Below are 18,953 nucleotides of genomic sequence, written 5' to 3' on the forward strand. Positions count from 1 at the left end.
ATCATCAGGAGTAAACAGCATGACGATCAAAGTAGCAATCAACGGTTATGGCCGTATCGGCCGCAATGTCCTGCGCGCTTTCTACGAAGGCGGCAAAAAGCAGGACATCCAGATCGTGGCGATTAACGACCTGGGCAACGCCGAGTCGAACGCCCACCTGACCCGCTACGACACCGCCCACGGCAAGTTCCCAGGCACCGTCACGGTGGAAGGCGACAACATGATCGTGAACGGCGACAAGATCCGCGTGTTCGCGCAACGCAATCCAGCTGAAATCCCATGGGGCGAGCTGGGCGTGGACGTGGTGCTGGAGTGCACCGGCTTCTTCACCACCAAGGAAAAAGCTTCGGCCCACCTGAAAGGCGGCGCCAAGAAAGTGATCATTTCCGCGCCAGGCGGCAAGGACGTTGACGCGACCGTCGTGTACGGCGTGAACCACGGCGTGCTGAAGGCTTCGGACACCGTGATCTCGAACGCTTCCTGCACCACCAACTGCCTGGCCCCGCTGGTCAAGCCGCTGAACGACGCCATCGGCCTGGAAACCGGCCTGATGACCACCGTGCACGCTTACACCAATGACCAGGTGCTGACCGACGTGATGCACGAAGACCTGCGCCGCGCCCGTTCCGCCACCCAGTCCATGATCCCGACCAAGACCGGCGCTGCTGCCGCTGTCGGCCTGGTGCTGCCGGAACTGAACGGCAAGCTGGACGGCTACGCCATCCGCGTTCCGACCATCAACGTGTCGATCGTCGACCTGTCCTTCATCGCCAAGCGCGACACCACCGTTGAAGAAATCAACAAGATCATGAAGGAAGCTTCGGAAGGCGCACTGAAAGGCGTGCTGACCTACCAGACCGAGCCGCTGGTTTCCGTCGACTTCAACCACAACCCGGCCTCGTCCAACTTCGACGCCACGCTGACCAAGGTGTCGGGCAAGCTGGTCAAGGTATCGTCCTGGTACGACAACGAGTGGGGCTTCAGCAACCGCATGCTGGACACCACCGTCGCTCTGATGAGCGCCAAGTAATTCCTGGCTTCAGCGACAAGAAAGCGCCCTGCGGGGCGCTTTTTTTTTCAAATTCGCAAATTCGGGGTCAGGTCTGTCATTTGGACATCTACGAACATCCTTTGATCTTGATCAATACGCGAAACGCACAACTTTTGCTCCTTGATCGGCATCAAAGGATAGCGCTAGCTGTCCAAATGACAGACCTGACCCCGAATTTATCCTGCGAGGCGGGCGAGGCGGCGAGCTTCGTCGCGCACGGCGTTGCGTAGCTCTTCCGGGCCTTCGATCGTGAAATCGAAATTCAACGAGGCCAGCAGGCGCGCAAACCAGCTGTAGCTGGTGGTCGTTGTCTTCAGGCGCACCCCGCCTTCCACTTCCGCCAGCGGGCCGATATAGCGGCCGACTTCCCTTGCGGCGCTGGCCAGGTCCGCGTGCAGCAGTACTTGTACCGGCAGGGGCCGCGGCAAGGTCGCCATGGCGTGCTGCAATTGCGCGGCGGCGTCAAAGCTGTCGGGCTTGTCGAACACGGCACCGGTTTCGCTCACCTCCGCAATACGGTCCAGCCGGAACGAGCGGATTGCCAGTCGCAGCCGGCACATTCCCACCACATACCAGCGTGTATGGCTGAACACCAGCCCGTAAGGATCGAATTCGCGCTGCATGGCTTCACCGTCTTGCGGCGTGTAGCGGAAGCGCACGCGGTGCTGGGTCTGCGCGGCCAGTGCCAGCGCCGTCAGTTCGCCGGTCAGGGCAGGACGGGCGGCGCCGGAATAGGTCCAGCGCTGTTCTGGCGTGTCGAGTACCGCGGTCTCGCGCAAGGCTTGCACGCTGCCTTGCAGGGCTGGCGGCATCACGCGTTCCAGCTTTGCCTGTGCGCTGGCGACCGAGGGCGCGGTATCGGCCAGGCGCAGCGAGCGTACCGCCATCAGTCCCAGCGCTACGGCGGACGCCTCGTCATTGGTGAACATCAGCGGCGGCAGCTTGAAACCCGGCACCAGCATGTAGCCGCCATAGCGGCCTCGCTCAGCCGTGATCGGAATGCCCAGCTCTTCCAGCATGGCGATGTAGCGGCGCAGCGTACGGCGGTCGATGCCGAGCCGCTCGGACATGTCGGCGCCGGAAATCTGCCGCTGGCTTTGCAGCAGTTCGAGGATGGAGAGGGCTTTGATGGCGGGTTTCGACATGATGTGGCAATCATTGCACGAAATCAGGGCGGATATTGTCCTATATTAGTCAGACAATGCCTCATCCCCAACAAGAACAATGAGGCAAGCACATGGAAACCATCCTGTACCACGGCGCACCGCAGGGCTGTGCATTCAGCGTGATCGTCGCCCTTGAATGGTTGTGCCGGCCGTACCGGCTGGTGCGGGTCGACCTGCCGGGCTTGCCGGTGCCGGTCATGCAGGCGGGCGGCAGGATGCTGCGCGATTGCCGCAGCATCCTGCGCCATATCGGCCAGCAGAAACGCTACCTGCTGGGCTACCGTGCCGGCACGGCGGAGGCGCGCAAGCTCGACACGCTGCTGGATTACCTGCACGAAGGGTTCGATGGCGGCCCGGCGCGCATGGCGCTGGCCTGTGCCGCGCTGGACGAAGTGCTGGCTAGCCAGGAGTGGCTTGACGGCTGCAAGCGCACCGTGGCGGATGCCTGCCTGGTGGCCGTGGTGCGCTGGGCGCAGCGCGAGGCGGGACTGGAACTGGCGGCTTATCCGGCGTTGCAGCGCCATGTGGCGGATCTGCATGGCGATCCGGCCGTCTTCTTTGCCGATGCGATTGAAGCGCGGCGGCCGGCGGTGAGCAGCGGCCGCTTCCTGGGCAGCGCATCGGCCGATGCGCTGCCCATGGCTGCCTGATCAGAAGAAGCGGTACTCTGCCGTCAGGCGGATGCGGCGGCCGGCCACGTCATCCAGGTTTTGCGGGACGATGCCGCCGCCATCGCGGTTGACGGCCTTCAGGTCCAGCGGCGGGCGCTGGTCGAACAGGTTGCGGATATTCACCGACAGCGTCAGGTTCTTGATGCCGTTATAGGCGAAGTTGTAGTCCCAGCGCACTTCGGAACCGACACGGCATACGCCCGAACCCCATTCGTTCGCTTCGCAAGCTTCCTTGGTGTACTCCTCGTCGAAGTAGTCGCCCTGCAGCTTTTGCGGGCTGAAATATACTGCGCGCAGGCTGTTGGTGTAGGCGCCGGTGGTCAGCGCCGCCATCAGGTTGGCGGTGAATTTGGAGTAGTTATAGCGGCCCGCCAGGTTGTCACCCCAACTGCCGCCATTGCGCGTCGGAGCAAAGTTGCGCAAGTCGATCAGGTAGGTGGCATTGCCGTTGATGTCGAGGCGGCCGGCCGGTACCGTGAAGCGCGAAGCCAGGCCCAGGTCGACGCCGCTGGTCTTGGTCTTCGACACGTTCTCGAACATGCCGTTGGTGGAGGCCAGCGGGCCAGCGGTCACGCCATAGGTCGCGCGTTCGGCGGCGCTGAAGGTCGTGTCCTGCGCGAGGGGCAGGCGGGTGATCGTGCCCGCTGGCAGGGAGTCCTCCGCCGACAACAGCTCGGAGGTGTTCTTCAAGCCGATTTCGTTCTTGCGCTCGATACGGAAATAATCGAGCGCAATCGAGGTGCCTTTCACCGGCTCCAGCACGAAGCCCAGCGTGGCGCTGCGCGAGGTTTCCGGCTTCAGGTTCGGGTTGTTGCGCACGATGGACGCCACGCCGGCCGCGCATTCGTTGCCTTCCACCGTGTCGGCGCGCGCCAGCAGCAGTGCAACATTGGGATCGCTGGGCGGCAACGCGTCGGCCTGGGTGCGCAAATCGTTGGCCAGGGCCTGTGCCTGGTCGCAGCGTTTCGGATCGGTGACGCCGTTATCGAAGGCGAACTTGCTCGATTGTGCGCTCTCGGTCAGGTTCGGTGCGCGGAAGCCGGATTCCACGGTCGCCCGCAACAGGAACGATTCCGCGGCTTGCCAGCGTGCGGCCACCTTTGGGGAGAAGCGGCCGGAAAAGCCAGGGAATTTGTCGTAGCGCGCGGCGCCGATCAGTTCAAGCTTCTCCAATACCGGCAGGCTGACCTCGGCAAACAGCGACTCGTTGGTGCGGCTGGCATTGGCGGCCGACGCGCCATTGCTGACGATATCGCCCGCCAGCAAGTTGGCCGTCGGCATGATGCGGATCTTTTCATGCCGTACATCGCCGCCTACCGCGACACTGACCGGGCGATTGGCGATGCTGCCGGCCTGGCCGTTAGCCTTCACATCGATGAAGGTTTGCGTGATCTTGCCGTCGTAGCCGTTTTCCGGGAACAGCCTGGCGATCACGTCGGGCGAGTTCATCTGGCCCAGCTTGTAGTCGCGGTTGAAGAAGTTCGCGTCAGGGAAGAGCGCCGGGTCGCGGTCTTCGCCGATCACCTGCCTGAAACCGCTGACGCTGAAGAAGCCGCCGCGGCTGCGGTCCTTGGTCTTGCCGCCCATCACGCCCAGTGCCGCCTCCCAATCCCATTTATTCGGCAGCGTGCCTTTGATGCCGGCCAGCGCGCGGTATTGGTCGCTGGTCGACTTGCGGTAGGAAGGGTCATCGGCGAAGCGGTAGCGCAGTTCGAGCTCTTCGCCGCTGGTGTTGAGCGGATGGGTGGCCGGCAGGCCGCGAGAGAAAAAGCTGCGTTGCTGGCCTGAGCTCGGGTCACCCCAAACGGCGACCGGATTGGTCGAACCATAGGTGGCGAAGGCACCGCCGTAGTCAGTAGTGGTGTGCGAGTACAGGACTTCGGCAAACCCTTCGGTGCCCTCATTGATCTTGAAGCGGCCGGAAATCAGGCTGTTGACACGTTCGGCACCCGGTTGGGCCTGGAAGCGGCTGAAACGGTCGTAGATGCACAGGCCGCCCGCATTCAGGGTGCTGCAGCCTGGCAGCGGGCCCTGGCCGATCAGGTTGCCCGGGAAACTGTAAGTGGAAGGCAGGCCGCGGTTGCCGAACATCTGGCCGCTCTTCGGCGCCAGCGCGCCGAAATAGTCGCCGTAGGTCGGGTTGATATCGTCCACCACTTCGCGCCAGAACACGCCGTTGCGCTTGTAGTACTCGATATTGGCCAGGACGTTGAAGCGGTCGGTGTCGAGGTCGCCCATGCCGCCGGTCACGCTGACGGTGCCGTTGCGTATCATTTGCTGCTCCACGGAGCGGGTGAAGCTGCCGCTGGCCGTCAGGCCGCGGAAGTCGGAGCGGGTAATCACGTTGATCACGCCGGCAACGGCGTCGGAGCCGTAAATGGCCGAGCCGCCGTTGCGCAGGATCTCGACGCGCTCCACGGCGTCAAGCGGCAGCGAGTCCAGGTTGGTGAACACCTCGTTGTAGTCGGCCAGCGGATAAGGTGCGACGCGGCGCGAGTTCAGCAGTACCAGGGTCGATTGCTTGCCGAGGGCGCGCAGCGACACGGACGAGGCGCCGCCGGCGAAGGAGTTGCTGCCGCCGGCATCGGTGAGGGCGGAACGGTCCGACGAGGTCAGGGTGTTCATCAGTTCCTTGACCGAGCTGACGCCGAGGCGCTTGATGTCCTGCTGGCGGATGACTTGCACCGGCTGCGAGGTTTCGGACTCGATGCGGGCAATGTTCGAGCCGGTCACGATGACTTTGGGGATGGGCTTGTCGCTGGCTTCCTGAGCCAGCAGGAATGGCGATACAGGCAGAGTCAAGGCTACTGCGATGACACTGCGTTTCGGCAGGATTCGCTTCACTATTGTTCTCCCATAGATGTTGCACAAAGGCCATGCATGTGTCGCATGGCCGCACGCTTCAATCTAGGAAGCAGACGTTATAAGCTCAATAATTTTGGTTGAAATGCACCTGAATCGGTGTTCATGGCGTGGTGTAGAAGATACATTCCCACAGCTTGCGCACATTTTTAGCGTGCGATGCCGCTTTCTCCGGCGCCACCCGGGACTGGTCCTGGCCTTGCAGGCGCAACTGGTGCTGCCACTTGCGCATGTCGCGGTAGGCGTCAGCCACCGCGCCCGCCAGCGTGGCCTCCACCAGGCCCAGCTGGCCGGCCAGGTGCAGCAGGGCGATGTTGCCGATGTTGCCGGTCAGCTCGCTGTATTGTGCGGCGTGCTGCAGCACCAGGTATTGCACGATGAATTCGATGTCGATCATGCCGCCCTCGTCCTGCTTGAGATCGAACAGTTCGCTGCGGTTGGGGCGGGCGTCGCGCATTTTCTGGCGCATGGCCAGCACTTCCTGTTTCAGGGCGGCAGCGTCGGGGCGTTCCTTGCGCAGCACCTGGCAGCGGATCTGTTCGAAGCGCTGGCCGATGGCGGCGTCGCCGGCACAGAAGCGGGCGCGCGTCAGGGCCTGGTGCTCCCACAGCCAGGCCGAAGTCTGCTGGTATTTTTCAAACGAGCCGACGCTCGATACCAGCATGCCGCTGGCGCCGTCCGGGCGCAGGGCGGTGTCGATGTCGAACAGGATCCCGGCCGGGGTGTGCGAAGTCATCCAGGTGATGAAGCGTTGCGCCAGCTTGGCGTACAGGCCGGGCGCGTCCTGGTCTTCATCGTCGAACAGGAAGATCACGTCGAGGTCGGAGACATAGCCGAGTTCCTTGCCGCCCAGCTTGCCATACGCGATCACGGCGAACTTGGGCACTTCCACATGGCGCTTGGCAACGGTCTGCCAGGCGGCTTTCACCACGGCGGCGACGATCACGTCGGCCAGGGCGGACAAATGGTCGGCCAGCTTTTCCACCGTCAGCGAGCCGGCCAGGTCTTGCGCCAGCAGGTGGAACAACTGGGCGTGGTGCACTTCGCGCAGGATGTCGAGCTGGCGCTCGGTATCGCCGGGGGCGGTGGCCAGTTGGCGCTCCAGCTCGGCTGCCGCGGCAACCGGGTCGAACGTGGCACTGAGGATGCGGTCGTCCAGCAGCTCGTCGAGCAGGATCGGGTGCTGGGTCAGGAATTTGGCGGCCCAGCCGCTGGCGTGCATCATGGTGATGACGCGTTCCAGCGTGTGCGGGTATTCGGTCAGCAGCGACAGGTAGGAGGAGCGGCGTGAGATCGCTTCCAGGAAGTCGAGCAGGCGGCCCAGCGTGCCAAGCTGGTTGCCTGCGCTGTTGCGCTCGGCGGCGCGCGCGATCTGCGGCAGGGCGGCGTTGACCAGGGCCACCAGGCGCTGGCGGCTGGCGTCGGGCAGGGTGGCCAGCTTGGGTGCTTGCCAGGTGGCGATCAGGCGCTGGGCTGCGGCGGCCGGGTCTTCGTAGCCGAGGCTGGCAAAGCGTGCTTCGATGGCTTCGCGGTTATCGGGATCGGCGCATTCATTGCTGGTGGCGGGATCGACATCTTCGCTGCCGTTGCCGCTCTTGTCGGCGAAGATGGCGTCAAATTGCTCGGCGACGTACTGGCGGCGGGAATCCATTTCAGCCAGCAGGGTGGCGACGTCAGGCAAGCCCATCATCTGCGCCACGGCCAGGCGGTCGGCCTCGTTCGGCGGCAGGGTGTGGGTCTGGGCGTCGTCGAGGTATTGCAGGCGGTGCTCGAGATTGCGCAGGAAGGTGTAGGCGTCCATCAGGCGTGCGACCACGTCGGCGCCCAGCAAGCCTTTTTCCGGCAACTGGCGCAAGGTGCCGCGCGTGGAGCGGCCGCGCAGCTCGGGATCGCGCCCGCCGCGGATCAACTGGAAGACCTGGGCCAGGAATTCGATTTCGCGGATGCCGCCGCGGCCCAGCTTGACGTTGTGGCTGCGTTCCGGGTGCAGCCTTTCCTGGCGCGCCACCTCGGCACGGATCTGGGCGTGCATGGAGCGGATGGCGTCGATCACGCCGAAATCGAGGTAGCGGCGGAAGCAGAACGGGCGCACGATGGCGTCCAGGGCTGCGATGTCTTGCGCGCGGCCGGTGACGGCGCGCGCCTTGACCCAGGCATAGCGTTCCCATTCGCGGCCTTGCACGATCAGGTAGTTTTCCACCATGCCCAGGCTGGCCGCCAGCGGGCCGGAAGCACCGTTCGGACGCAGCGCCATATCGACCCGGAAAGTGAAGCCGTCTTCCGTGATTTCCGCGATAGCGGCAATCAGCTGCTTGCCGAGGCGGACGAAATACTCATGGTTGGAGAGCTGGCGCTGGCCGGCACCGGCCGCAGTTTCGCCGTCTTCCGGATAGACGAAGATCAGGTCGATGTCGGACGACACGTTCAGTTCGCCGCCGCCGCCTTTGCCCATCGACAGCACCATCAAGTGCTGCTCTGCGCCCGATTCGGCGCCCATCGGCACGCCGTGCGCTGCCCGCATGGCCGCGTCCAGCTCGGCCAGGTGGCGCTCGATCACGAAGTCGGCCAGCCTGGTCATGGTGGTGACCACTTCGTCCAGGTCCGCCTTGCCCTCCAGGTCGCGCCGGATCAGGGTGGCCAGCACCAGGTTGCGCAGGCGGCGCATGCCGCGTGCCAGCGGCAGGTCGCCCTGCTCGTTTGCCAAAACATCGGCAAAGTTCAGCGTGGCAAGCGATAATTGCGCTAGAGCATCTATTTTGCCCTGGCGGGAGGGATCGGCAGCCAGCCAGCGCTGGTAAAAGCGGGATGCGGAAACGAGTGCGGAAGTGCTCATTGACAGATGTTAGAGAGTGTAAAAAGCCTGCGAAACCGTGCCTATTGGAACATAGTTTAACGGGGCAGTGCGGTAAAATGCTGTATTGATAAGGGCCTGGCTTGAGCGTATTGAAGGACAACCTGGTAGAGCAGATCGAGGCAGTCGAGGCCCCGCTCAAGGAGCGCTGGCATCGCCTGCAGGCCGCCTATCGCTTCTGGAACCTGGCTACCCATCACGTCCTCGGCTTCACCATCAAGCTGGTGCTGCTGCTGTATTTCGCCTTCACCATCGTGTTCCTGGCCCTGCGCTGGGTGGTGTTGCCGAATATCGACCATTACAAGCCCGACATCGAACGCCTGGCCACCCAGGCGGTCGGCAACCCGGTGGCGATCGACCGCATCTACGCTTCCTGGAAGGGCCTGCGCCCGCAACTGATTTTGGGCGACGTGGTCATGCGTGACGCGCGCGGCCAGCAGGCGCTGCACCTGCCGAGCGTGTCGGCCACGCTGTCGTGGTGGAGCGTGCCGGCCGGCGGCCTGCGTTTTGAATCGCTGGAATTCCACCGCCCCGAAGTCGCCGTGCGGCGCGAGGCCGATGGCAAGCTGTACGCCGCCGGCATCTACATCGACCTGGAAAAGAAGGGCGATGGCAAGAGCGCCGACTGGCTGCTGTCGCAACGCGAGGTGGTGGTGCGCGACGGCCGCATCGTCTGGACCGACCTGCAGCGCGGCAGCGCGCCACTGCAGCTCGAGAATGTCACGGCCCTGATGCTGAACAAGTGGCGCCGCCACCAGTTTGCCTTCAAGGCCACGCCGCCGGCCGCGATGGCGGCGCCGCTCGATGTGCGCGCCGATTTCAGCCACCAGCCGTTTTCCCGTATTTCGGACGTCAAGCACTGGAAGGGCGAGGTGTATGCGGAACTGCGCCATGCCGACCTGGCGGGCTGGAAGCCTTACCTGCCCGGCAAGCTTGACGTGCAGTCCGCCAGCGGCGGCGTGCGGGCCTGGCTGAGCATCGATAATGCGCGCCCGGCGGCCATCACGGCCGACGTCGCACTGGACAATGTGGTGGCCACCCTGGGCAAGGATTTGCCGCAGCTGGACGTTGCGGCCCTGCGCGGGCGCGTGACCGCCAGCGAGGAACATGCCGCCACCCTGGTGGCCACGCCCGGCACGCCGGCTGCCATCACGCGCTCGCTGGAATTGAAAGACGTGACGCTGCGCACGCGCGACGGCGTCGAGCTGGCGCCGACCACCGCCTCGGCACGCCACGTGACGGCCGCCCAGCAGCCGTCCTGGACCGAAGTCAAGGCTGCCGCGCTGGACCTGGAAATCCTGTCCGAACTGGCCACCCGCCTGCCGCTGCCGCAAGTGCAGCGCGACCTGCTGGCGGAAGCTGCGCCGCGCGGCCGCGTGCGCAACCTGGTGGCTGAATGGCGCGGCCCGTTGTCGGCAGCCAGGGACTACAAGCTGAAGGCGGACCTGGACGCGCTGGGCATGGAGGCGCTGGCTGCGCGTCCCGCCGTGCCGCGTTCGGCCAAGGCCCTGCCGATGCCGGCGCTGCCCGACATTCCCGGCTTCGCGAAACTGAGCGGCCATGTCGAAGCCGGCGAACAGGGCGGCAGCGTGGCCTTCGATGCGCCCGGCTTCACGCTGGCGATGCCGGCCTGGTTCGACGACGAGCCAATGGAATTCGAGCAGTTCAAGCTGAACGGCAGCTGGTCGCTGGCCGATGCCAGGCAGCTCGCGCTCAAGCTGGAGCAGCTGGACCTGGTGCAGGAGGGCATGAACCTCAGGCTGGCCGGCAGCCACAGCTTGCCGCGTGGCCCGGGCGCCAAAGGCCCCGGCGTGTCCGACTTCACCGGCAGCATCGACAACTTCACCATCAACCGCATCGGCCGCTACCTGCCGAAGCAGACGCCGGAGCACACCCGCCAGTGGCTGGTGGGCGCGCTGGAAGACGGCATGCTGCAGGAGACTTCGCTGCGCCTGCGCGGCGACCTGTCGCACTTCCCGTTCAAGGAGGGCTCGCCGGACAAGGCCAAGGGCGAATTCCGCGTGGCAGGCCGCATCGTGGACGGCCGCCTCAACTATGAACCGGGCTATTTTGCCAAGGATGGCAAGACTCCGGTCTGGCCGCTGGCGGAAAAGATCCGCGGCAGCATCGTGTTCGACCGCGCCCGCATGGAGATCAAGGCCGACACCGCACGCACCCTGGGCGTCGCGCTCTCCAATGTGAAGGCGGTGATTCCCGACCTGGGCACCCACGACAGCATGCTCGACATCGACGGCACGGCTGCCGGCGCGATGCAGGACTTCCTCAAGTACGTCACGGCCAGCCCGGTGCTGGAGTGGATCGGCCACTTCACCGAGGAAACCACGGCCAGCGGCAATGCGAGGCTGGCGCTCAGCCTGCACTTGCCGCTGTCGCACATCATCGACGCCAGGGTGCAGGGCAGCCTGCAACTGCAGGGCAACGACGTGCTGCTGTGGCATGACATGCCAACCGTGGCCGGTGCTACCGGCAAGATCGAATTCAATGAGAAGGGCGTCAACCTGAACAACCTCGCCGGCACCTTGCTGGGCGGCCCGCTGTCGGTGAGCGGCGGCAGCCAGAAGGATGGCAGCATCCAGGTGCGCCTGGGCGGCACGGCGACCGTGGACGGGTTGCGCAAGCAGTACCCGAACGCCGCGGTGCAGCGCCTTGCCAACCACCTTGGCGGCGGCGCCAGGTTCAGCGGGCTGGTCACGGCTCGGGACCACAAGTACGAAGTGGCGATCGATTCGAGCATGCAGGGGGCGAGCCTGGACTTCCCGGCGCCGCTGAAGAAAGCCGCGGCCGACAGCATGCCGCTGCATTTCCAGCTCAACGGCGGCAGCGCCAACGAGCAGGGCGTGGCGCGCGACGATATCCGCGTGACGCTGGGCAGCGCCTACGCAGCGCGCTACCATCGCCAGCGCGTCAACAAAGGCCCGTGGAAGCTGGTCAACGGCGGCATCGGCGTCAACCTGCCGGCGCCGGAACCGGACAGCGGAATGATGATCAATGCCAGCCTGAAGTCGCTGAACGTGGATGACTGGATCGACCTGGCGGCCGAGATCGCCGGCAAGGACGAGCATGAGCCGGCCGCTGGAGCGGCCGCCCACGACGCGGCCGACGGCGCTGATATCTCGCAGTACGTGGTGCCGGAAACCATGGCCGCGCGTGCTGCCGAGCTGATAGTCGGAGAGCGCAAGCTCGATAACGTGGTGGCCGGCGTCACCCACAGCAAGGGCGTGTGGCAGGCCAGCATCGATTCGCAGCAGGCGGTCGGCTACATCACCTGGAACGAATCGCCGACCGGCAAGGGCGTGGGCAAGGTCACCGCACGCCTGTCGTCGCTGATCGTGCCCGAATCGCAGGCGGCGGAAGTCAAGGATCTGCTGGAAAGTTCGACCAATGCACCGACCATCCCGGCGCTGGATATCGAGGTGCAGCGCCTGGAATGGTTCAACCGCCCTCTGGGCCAGCTCGAACTGCATGCCTACAACGCGCTGATCACATCCGCACGCGAATGGCGCATCAGCAAGCTGTCGCTGGTCAATGCCGATGGTGAATTGAACGGCACCGGCCGCTGGCAGAGCAAGGATGGCCAGCACAACACCTCGCTCAACTTCAATATGGATATCCATGACGCCGGCAAGCTGCTCGAGCGCTTCGGCTTCAAGGACACGCTGCGCAACGGCAAGGGCAAGCTGAGCGGCGATATCGCCTGGAAGGGCTTGCCCTACCATATGGACTTGCCCAGCCTGTCCGGCACGCTGGCGCTGAACGTGGAGAAGGGCCAGTTCCTGAAGCAGGACCCGGGCGCCGCCAAGCTGCTCGGCGTGTTGAGCCTGCAAGCCTTGCCGCGCCTGCTCAAGCTCGATTTCAACGACGTGTTTTCGGAAGGCCTGCAATTCGACGGCATCACCGCCAACGCCACCATCAACCAAGGCATCGTCAAGACCGATAACCTGAAGATGCACGGCGTGCAGGCCACGGTGCTGATGGACGGCTCGGCCGACATCGCCAATGAATCGACCAACCTGCGCGTGGTGGTGATCCCGCAGGTCAACCTGGGTACGGCGCCGCTGGTGTACGCGCTGGCAGTCAACCCGGTGATTGGCCTCGGCAGCTACCTGGCGCAGCTGTTCCTCAGCGCGCCGGTAATGAAGGCGCTGACCTACCAGATGCAGGTGACCGGGCCGTGGAAGGCCCCCGTCATCACCAAGATCGAAAATCCGAAGGAGCCGACGCCATGACGAATGTAGCCAATAAGGTCTCAGCGATCCAGATGGTATCCACCCCCGTGGTGGAACAGAATATCGCCACCGCCGCCCGCCTGATCGGCGAAGCTGCCGCCCAGGGCGCCAAGCTGGTGCTGCTGCCGGAATACTGGGCCATCATGGGCATGAGCGACAGCGACAAGGTGGCCAGGGCGGAGGCGCTGGGCAAGGGCCCGATCCAGGACTTCATGTCGGCGATGGCGCGCGAGCATGGCATCTGGCTGCTGGGCGGCACGCTGCCGCTGGCGTCCGACGATCCCGAACGTGTCATCAATACCACGCTGGTCTACGATCCGCAGGGCAAGCATGTTGGCCGTTACGACAAGATCCACCTGTTCGGCTTCACTAAGGGAAACGAGTCTTATGACGAGGCGCGCACCATCGTGCCGGGCAAGGCTGTCGGCACGGTCGAGACGGCAGTGGGCAAGGTCGGCATGTCGGTCTGCTACGACTTGCGCTTTCCCGAGCTGTACCGTGCCATGGGCCCGCTCGACCTGATCGTGGTGCCGGCAGCCTTTACCTACACCACCGGCAAGGCGCACTGGGAAATCCTGTTGCGTGCCCGCGCCATCGAAAACCAGTGCTATGTGCTGGCTGCCGCGCAGGGCGGGACGCACGTCAACGGCCGCCGTACCTGGGGCCATTCGATGCTGATCGACCCGTGGGGCGAGGTCAAGGCTGTGCTGGCGGAAGGCGAGGGCGTCGTGACGGGGGAACTGGACCCGGCCTTCGTACACGGCGTGCGCGAGAGCTTGCCAGCGCTGAAGCACCGAATCCTCTAAAATTCGGCTAAGAGCACATTTCAAAGAATTCTTCTCATATGAAACCATTCGACCCTAACCTGTCCGCCATGGCCGCAGCGAAAGATATCTTGCTGACGCCTTTTGGCCTGGATGAAAGCAAGCTGCTGACTGCACTCGGCAGCATGTTCACCCATAAGGTCGACTACGCCGACCTGTACTTCCAGTTCACCAAGAACGAGGGCTGGAGCCTGGAAGAAGGCATCGTCAAGACCGGTTCGTTCTCGATCGACCAGGGCGTCGGCGTGCGCGCCGTGTCGGGCGACAAGACCGCCTTCTCCTATTCCGATGAGATCTCCGAAGCGGCGCTGCTGGACGCTGCCGCGGCAACGCGCACCATTGCCCGCGCTGGCGCCGGCAAGATCAAGGTGGCCGGCAAGATGTCGCCGGTCGGCGGCCGTTCGCTGTACATGCCGCATGACCCGCTGGTGTCGCTTGATGCGGCATCCAAGGTCAAGCTGCTCGAACGCGTGGAGAAGATGGCGCGCGCCAAGGATCCGCGCGTGGTGCAGGTGATGGCTGGCCTGGCTGGCGAATACGACGTAGTGCTGGTGGTGCGCAGCGATGGCGTGCTGGCGGCCGACATCCGCCCGCTGGTGCGCGTGTCGGTGACCGTGATCGTGGAACAGAACGGCCGCCGCGAAGTCGGCTCTTCCGGCGGTGGCGGGCGCTATGAATACAGCTATTTCACCGACGCGCTGCTGGACCAGTATGCGACCGATGCGGTGAAATCGGCCCTGGTGAACCTTGATTCGCGCCCGGCGCCGGCAGGCCCGATGACCGTGGTGCTGGGCCCGGGCTGGCCGGGCATCCTGCTGCACGAAGCGATCGGCCACGGCCTGGAGGGCGATTTCAACCGCAAGGGTTCTTCCACTTTCTCCGGCCGCATCGGCGAGCGCGTGGCAGCCAAGGGCGTCACCGTGGTCGATGACGGCACGCTGGCCAACCGCCGCGGCTCGCTCAACATCGACGACGAGGGCAACCCGACCCAGTGCACGACGCTGATCGAAGACGGCGTGCTGAAGGGTTATATCCAGGACACCATGAATGCGCGCCTGATGAAGATGAACGTCACCGGCAATGCGCGCCGCGAGTCGTTCGCGCACCTGCCGATGCCGCGCATGACCAACACCTATATGCTGGGCGGCGACAAGGATCCCCAGGAAATCCTGGCTTCTGTGAAGAACGGCATCTACGCGGTCAACTTCGGCGGCGGCCAGGTCGACATCACCAACGGCAAGTTCGTGTTCTCGGCTTCCGAGGCCTACATGATCGAAGACGGCAAGGTGACCTATCCGGTCAAGGGCGCCACCCTGATCGGCAACGGCCCGGACGTGATGAACCGCATCACCATGATCGGCAACGACATGAAGCTCGACCCGGGTGTCGGCGTGTGCGGCAAGGAGGGGCAGAGCGTGCCGGTCGGCGTCGGCCAGCCGACCTTGCGCCTGGATGGCGTGACAGTCGGCGGCACCGCCTAAAACGGGGGCAGCGCAAAGACCGGGTAAAATACCCGGTTTTTTTTGCCTGGGACGGAAATCACATGAACAATTCGAGCAACAAACCCTTCGTGATTGGCGTCGCAGGCGGCAGCGGCAGCGGCAAGTCGACGGTCACGCGCGAAGTGCTGAAATCCTTTGGCTCGGAGGTGGTGTCGGTTGTCCTGCAGGATGACTACTACCTGGACCAGACCCATATGTCGCCCGAAGACCGGCGCAAGGTCAATTACGACCATCCGGAAGCCTTTGACTGGGCCCTGATGATCGAACATCTGCAAAAGTTGCGTGAGGGCCAGTCGATCGAGATGCCGGTGTATGACTTCTCCATCGACAACCGCACCACCCGGACCATCACGGTCAAGCCGGCGCCGGTGATCGTCGTCGAGGGCCTGTTCGCGCTGTACGACGCCGACCTGCGCAAGCAGATGTCGCTGAAGATCTTCGTCGACACCGCGGCTGACGTACGCTTTATCCGCCGCCTGCAGCGCGATATCGCGGAGCGCGGCCGCAGCACCGAGAGCGTGATCAATCAATACATGGAAACCGTGCGGCCGATGTACAAGCAGTTCATCGAGCCGACCAAGCGCCACGCGCACGTGATCCTGCCGCACGGCGCCAACGGGCCGGCGGTGGACATCATCACCACCAAGGTAGCGAGCCTGATCAAAGGCGAGTAATCAAAAAAAAACCGCGCCCCGAAGGGCGCGGCTGTCAGGGGCGAGGTGCCCCGCCTGCTTAGAACTTGTAGCGCAGGCCGATGTTGAAGTAACGGCCCAGCGCGCCGCTGTAGTCCAGCGGATTGTAGCTGGTGGCGCCGTAGGTCAGCGGATCGAGCGGAGCCTTCTTGTCGAACAGGTTGTTGATCGAACCGAACAGTTCAGCTTTGTCGCTCAGGCGATAACGGCCCACCATGTCGAACGTGGTGAAGGACGAGATCTTGCAACCTGCTGGTGCCGGGCCACCGCCAAAGCCTTCGGCGAAGTGCGAGGCGCAACCATCTGGGTCATCCTTGAAGTTGATGTTGTCCAGCTTGTCGCGGTAGTTCATGTTCAGCGACAGGCGCAGCGCATCACGTTCCCAAGTGGCGCCCAGGTTCACGCGGTTGTCAGGAGTGCCCATGCAGTTGGTGGCGTCGCAGTTACCGTGGGTACCTGCGTAGTCACGCTTGCTGCCGTCCTGCTCCGTCCGTTCAAACTTGAACAGGTGGGTCCACTTGGCGTCGATGGTCAGGGTGCCATTGCCATCGCCCAGTGTGAAGGACTTACGTGCATCCAGGTCGACACCTCGTACAATGGTCGAGGCCGAGTTCACGTATTTCGCCAACACGGCGGTGATTTGGCCAGGGTCGCCAGGATGGTCGGGATCGGCAGTCGACGGGTCACGCGCAATGTGGCCAGCAGCGATTGCGGCGTCGGTCTGCTCCTGGTTGATCTCGTTCTTGCGCTTGATCTGCCAGAAGTCGACCGCCAGGCTGGTACGCGGCATCGGATCCCACACCATCCCCAGCGAGTAGCTCTTCGAGCGTTCTGGCGACAGGGCAGGGTTCGGGCTGGTGATGATGGCAACCGAAGCAGGGCTACATCCCACATCTACGCCCAGGGCGCAACGAACCGGGTCCTCTGCGGTGGAGAACGCTGCCAAGCCGCCTTTACCGTTTTCCGCAGCACTAGGCGCACGGAAGCCGCGCTCCAGGTTGGCACGCAGGGCAAAGTTGCCGGTCGGGGTCCACTTCAAGCCCAGCTTCGGCGTGTAGGAATTGCCGACGTCAGAGAAATGGTCCCAACGAATTGCGGTCTGCGCTTCCAGGGTCTTATGCAGTGGGATCGCCATTTCAGCGTACACTGCGCTTTCGTTACGTTTGCCGTCATAGGCCGAGTAACCCAGGCCAATGATGTTGCCCTTGTCGGTGCCCTCGGTCGGATCCAGGCGGGTTTCGGCGCGGCGGTATTCGGCGCCGAATGCCAAGCCAACCGAACCTGCTTCCCACTTGGCGATTTCACGTGAAGCCTTGAAGTCGAGTTGCGAGATGCTGGTTGCGGCATCGTTGGAGATCATTGGCGACAGAGCTGCGTACATTTCGCGCGAGTTCAGGCCGGCGTTCTCGCCGATGCGCCAGAAGGTGCCAGCTGGCAGAGCAGCATAGCGGGCGTTCTTCATGGCTGCGAGTACATTGGCGCCGGTGGTGCCCGGGCCGGTCGGGTTCAGCAAGGCGAAGGTGACATCGCGCTGCAGGTAGCCGGTGCGATCATTGCTGACCTTGGTTGCCGAATACAAGTAGGCGGTGTCGATATCCCAGCCTGCAGCCGTACCCTTCACGCCGATCAAGGCGCGGTAGAAGTTGGAGTCAACGTTGCTCACGCGTGGGCCGACGTCCGCGGCCAGGTAACGCACGCGGGCGTCGGTGCCGAAATATGGGTTGTCCGGGTGGCTCGCGCCCAAGGCCACGGCCGCGTTGCTGACCGGGCCGCCTGGATAGCCAACGCTGCCGGAAATGCCGGACGGGGTACCGCTGGCGATCGATTCGCTGCGGTAGGCGTTGCCTTCAAAGTAGGCTTGCCAGTCCTGGTTCAGATTAATGGTGGCACGGGTGAACAGGTTGGCAGTTTTCTGGCGTGGCTGGATTTGGCCGTATTCCTGCGCGGCATCGGTCAGGCAGCCGCCACCTGGGTCACCCTGCGGGTGGCTGGTCAGCTTGCTGCAATCTGCGCCCGGGAAGGTGCGAGTGAAGCCCGTGTCAGCAGCCATGTTGCCGCGGCTGTAGTACTTCGACGTGGCCGGGTTGCGCACGTTACCGACGATGGAACTACCAGCGGCGTTGGTGCCCGTGATGGCGCCAGTGCCGCCCAGCGCTTCCTGGGCGCTGAAGCCGAAGTCGCGCAGGTCGCTCTTGCCGATGGCACCGCGGTCGCTGCGGTCGCGGTTCCATACTTCGCGCTTGAGGCCGAATTCGGCGTTGAACAGCACGTTGTAGCGGTCGCTGTCCAGGTCGCCGAAGCCGGTGGTCAGGGCCAGTCGGGTATCGCCGCCGTCGCGTTCTTGCGACAGGCCTTGGCTGGCGCGCACGGTGGTGCCTTTGAATTCCTTGCGCAGGATGATGTTGACCACGCCGGCAATCGCGTCCGAACCGTACAGTGCGGAAGCGCCGCCTTTCAGAATCTCAACGCGCTCGACAGCTTCGGCCGGGATCACGTTCAGGTCCGAGAACACCTTTTGGCCGTCGTCGGCGAGGCCGTACGGCGCCATGCGGCGGCCATTCAGCAGTACCAGGGTGGACGCCGCGCCCAGGCCGCGCAGGGAGATGCCCGATGCGCCCGAAGCGAAGCCATTACCGAAGGAAGTCGGGACCGAACCCTGGTTGTCGACTGCCAGCGTCTGCAGCAGTTCGGAGACGGTAGTCTTGCCGGACTTTTCAATGTCCGCACGCGACAGCACCTGGATCGGGTTCGCGGATTCGGCTTCGGCACGACGGATGTGCGAGCCGGTGATTTCAACGCGCTGGATTGGCGCGGTGGCCTGCTGGGCTTGGGCGGCCACAGAAGACAGCAGCAGCGGCGCAGCCAGGTAAGGCAGGCAGCGGCGCAGATTCACAACCAGTTTCTTTTGTTGCATTGAACATTCTCCAAAAGGTGGGGATAACTCTTTTGCAAGAGATCTATCTTTTATAATATTTTTCAATTGGCAAGGGAATAGGGCGTTACAAAAAATCTTTGCCGAAAATAACTTTCAAATGAAAAGTATCATTTGCGCAAAACAGTCCAAATGTCGCGAAAATGTAGCGAAAT

10 protein-coding genes are annotated in these 18,953 nt (G+C 63.7%); 6 read left to right on the plus strand and 4 right to left on the minus strand.

Annotated elements, in window-relative coordinates; all coding sequences use genetic code 11:
* The first annotated feature begins 19 nt into the window (after positions 1 to 19).
* The gene (gene gap / locus ACN9MW_RS08505) at positions 20 to 1,030 is read left to right on the plus strand and encodes a type I glyceraldehyde-3-phosphate dehydrogenase (RefSeq protein ID WP_426169765.1); all 1,011 of its coding nucleotides are present in this window, start codon (positions 20 to 22) and stop codon (positions 1,028 to 1,030) included.
* 197 nt (positions 1,031 to 1,227) lie between these two features.
* On the opposite strand, the gene ACN9MW_RS08510 is transcribed toward gap, so the two are convergent.
* Positions 1,228 to 2,196 carry a helix-turn-helix transcriptional regulator gene (locus ACN9MW_RS08510; protein WP_426169768.1) on the minus strand — a complete coding sequence of 323 codons (969 nt, stop codon included), beginning with the start codon at positions 2,194 to 2,196 and terminating at the stop codon, positions 1,228 to 1,230.
* Between the two features lie 92 nt (positions 2,197 to 2,288).
* Between ACN9MW_RS08510 and ACN9MW_RS08515 the strand changes: the two genes are divergently transcribed.
* The gene (locus tag ACN9MW_RS08515; protein ID WP_426169770.1) at positions 2,289 to 2,867 is read left to right on the plus strand and encodes a glutathione S-transferase family protein; all 579 of its coding nucleotides are present in this window, start codon (positions 2,289 to 2,291) and stop codon (positions 2,865 to 2,867) included.
* On the opposite strand, the gene ACN9MW_RS08520 is transcribed toward ACN9MW_RS08515, so the two are convergent.
* Positions 2,868 to 5,732, minus strand: coding sequence for a TonB-dependent receptor plug domain-containing protein (locus ACN9MW_RS08520; protein WP_426169772.1), 2,865 nt, complete (start codon positions 5,730 to 5,732; stop codon positions 2,868 to 2,870). It abuts the gene before it with no gap.
* A 121-nt stretch (positions 5,733 to 5,853) separates the two neighbouring features.
* Complete coding sequence (gene glnE, locus ACN9MW_RS08525; RefSeq protein ID WP_426169774.1) at positions 5,854 to 8,583, minus strand: bifunctional [glutamate--ammonia ligase]-adenylyl-L-tyrosine phosphorylase/[glutamate--ammonia-ligase] adenylyltransferase; 2,730 nt, start codon at positions 8,581 to 8,583, stop codon at positions 5,854 to 5,856.
* Positions 8,584 to 8,684: 101 nt separating this feature from the next.
* On the opposite strand from glnE, the gene ACN9MW_RS08530 reads away from it, so the two are divergent.
* From ACN9MW_RS08530 to udk, 4 genes are all read left to right on the plus strand, one after another.
* Positions 8,685 to 12,848, plus strand: coding sequence for a YhdP family protein (locus ACN9MW_RS08530; protein ID WP_426169777.1), 4,164 nt, complete (start codon positions 8,685 to 8,687; stop codon positions 12,846 to 12,848).
* Positions 12,845 to 13,654 carry a carbon-nitrogen hydrolase family protein gene (locus tag ACN9MW_RS08535; protein ID WP_426169779.1) on the plus strand — a complete coding sequence of 270 codons (810 nt, stop codon included), beginning with the start codon at positions 12,845 to 12,847 and terminating at the stop codon, positions 13,652 to 13,654. The genes ACN9MW_RS08530 and ACN9MW_RS08535 overlap by 4 nt, the downstream gene beginning before the upstream one ends.
* Positions 13,655 to 13,692: 38 nt before the next feature.
* Entirely contained in the window at positions 13,693 to 15,153 is a 1,461-nt protein-coding gene (gene tldD, locus ACN9MW_RS08540; protein ID WP_426169782.1) for a metalloprotease TldD, read from the plus strand.
* 62 nt (positions 15,154 to 15,215) lie between these two features.
* Positions 15,216 to 15,848 (plus strand): uridine kinase, encoded by a 633-nt coding sequence (udk, locus tag ACN9MW_RS08545; RefSeq protein ID WP_426169784.1) that lies wholly within the window; start codon positions 15,216 to 15,218, stop codon positions 15,846 to 15,848.
* A gap of 58 nt (positions 15,849 to 15,906) precedes the next feature.
* Here udk and ACN9MW_RS08550 read toward each other — a convergent pair whose 3' ends face one another.
* Complete coding sequence (locus ACN9MW_RS08550) at positions 15,907 to 18,780, minus strand: TonB-dependent receptor (protein WP_426169787.1); 2,874 nt, start codon at positions 18,778 to 18,780, stop codon at positions 15,907 to 15,909.
* Positions 18,781 to 18,953 lie beyond the last annotated feature (173 nt).

Source organism: Pseudoduganella sp. R-34, from assembly GCF_049904655.1.
Taxonomy (GTDB): Bacteria; Pseudomonadota; Gammaproteobacteria; order Burkholderiales; family Burkholderiaceae_D; genus Rugamonas.

What these genes read in the sequence shown, in the direction of transcription:
- gap (WP_426169765.1), top strand. Translation starts at nt 20, where the DNA reads ATGACGATCAAAGTAGCAATCAACGGTTATGGCCGTATCGGCCGCAAT.
- ACN9MW_RS08510 (WP_426169768.1), bottom strand. Translation starts at nt 2,196, where the DNA reads ATGTCGAAACCCGCCATCAAAGCCCTCTCCATCCTCGAACTGCTGCAA.
- ACN9MW_RS08515 (WP_426169770.1), top strand. Translation starts at nt 2,289, where the DNA reads ATGGAAACCATCCTGTACCACGGCGCACCGCAGGGCTGTGCATTCAGC.
- glnE (WP_426169774.1), bottom strand. Translation starts at nt 8,583, where the DNA reads ATGAGCACTTCCGCACTCGTTTCCGCATCCCGCTTTTACCAGCGCTGG.
- ACN9MW_RS08535 (WP_426169779.1), top strand. Translation starts at nt 12,845, where the DNA reads ATGACGAATGTAGCCAATAAGGTCTCAGCGATCCAGATGGTATCCACC.
- tldD (WP_426169782.1), top strand. Translation starts at nt 13,693, where the DNA reads ATGAAACCATTCGACCCTAACCTGTCCGCCATGGCCGCAGCGAAAGAT.
- udk (WP_426169784.1), top strand. Translation starts at nt 15,216, where the DNA reads ATGAACAATTCGAGCAACAAACCCTTCGTGATTGGCGTCGCAGGCGGC.
- ACN9MW_RS08550 (WP_426169787.1), bottom strand. Translation starts at nt 18,780, where the DNA reads ATGCAACAAAAGAAACTGGTTGTGAATCTGCGCCGCTGCCTGCCTTAC.